Origin of the sequence: Aquimarina sp. MMG016, assembly GCF_018100805.1 — a bacterium.
Lineage (GTDB): Bacteria > Bacteroidota > Bacteroidia > Flavobacteriales > Flavobacteriaceae > Aquimarina.
The window spans coordinates 1-1,313 of sequence record NZ_JAGJEA010000026.1; the positions used below are offsets into that span (position 1 = coordinate 1).

The window sequence follows — 1,313 nt, forward strand, 5'->3', positions numbered from 1 at the left end:
ATGTTCGTTAAGATACATGGTTTACACAAGTTAAAGATTAGGTGTTTACACTAAATTGATTTCTAACCTTGTCGATTGTTGTTTGTTTCTTAGGTTTCTTTGATCAAAGAAACCTAAAAATACATTTCTATAATAGACTTTCCAAATTCCGTTTCCAAGCTCTTGGATAGCGATGTATTTTCCTTTTAAAGCAGCCGACACATATACCCAATAATAAGACCTCCATCTTACGGCTCCACTTTTAGTTACTTTAAGTACTTTGTGGTTGTTATCATAATCGAAGTTAGGTATTTTCTCAGGAAATGGTCTGGTTGAAAAATCGTGTACATCGGCAGGTGTTTTCATATCCAAAGCTTCGTGTGGTCTTATGTGATTATATTCCTTTACAAAGTGATTTAAGCGTCTTTGTTGTGCCTTTAGATATAGGCTGAAGGTTTGGCACAAGCTGCCTTTAAATCGCGGTGCATACGTTCGTGTCTTCCATTTTGTTCTGGGTGTGCTGGATCAGAAAATACGGGAGTAATTCCTAGTTCTATAAACCAATAAGAGAGTTGAGTAAAACGTTGTATTGCTCTTACAGATCCAAAAGGGCTACCATTGTCAGTGTGTATCTGTTTAGGTATGCCATAGGTTCTAAAAACCTTTGTAAACTCTGCTTTTGCAGCTTTTAGGGTTTCTTTATAATGTCCTTTGGCGGTGAAAAGAAATCGACTTTTAGAGTCTGCGATGGTTAGTGGATGACAGTAGATTTTATTTCCCATTAAGAACTTTCCTTTATAGTCGGCACTCCATACTTCATTGCATGATTTTGGATCAAAAATAGGGTAGGTTGGTTTTACTCTTCGTATTCTTTTTTGAGGACATACCAAACCGTTTTTTCGAAGAATATTATGAACCGTAACCACAGAAGGGACTTCACCTTTAGTATGTTTTTTAAACAACAATTCTCTTATTTTCTTAGCTCCCCAAAGCTTATATTTTTCTTTTAATTTGAGGATACTATCAATGATTTTTTGATCGGTTGCATTGGGATGTTTTCCAGGTGCTCTGGATTGTTCTTTTAAGCCTTCAAAGCCTTGATTTTCGAACCTGTGAATCAATTTATAGGCCGTTGGCCTGGAGATTTCAAAACTTTTACATAATTCTGTAATGGTATATTTTCCAGTTCGCCATTCACAGATAAATTCAATTTTTTGTTCCATAGTTGTTGTGGTTTTCCAAGGCATGATAATTTGATTTTTCCCTCAAATTATACCTTAAAAAGTGTAAACTATGTCCCTTTAACTTTGTAAACGATGTGCCTTTAACGTACC

At 35.5% G+C, this 1,313-nt stretch carries 2 protein-coding genes; both read right to left on the bottom strand.

Annotated elements, in window-relative coordinates; all coding sequences use genetic code 11:
• Positions 1-45: 45 nt before the first annotated feature.
• Complete coding sequence (locus tag J8M14_RS22925) at positions 46-345, bottom strand: hypothetical protein (protein ID WP_247672751.1); 300 nt, start codon at positions 343-345, stop codon at positions 46-48.
• 71 nt (positions 346-416) lie between these two features.
• Positions 417-1,202, bottom strand: a complete 786-nt coding sequence (locus J8M14_RS22930; protein ID WP_211077173.1) for a helix-turn-helix domain-containing protein — start codon at positions 1,200-1,202, stop codon at positions 417-419.
• Positions 1,203-1,313: the final 111 nt, after the last annotated feature.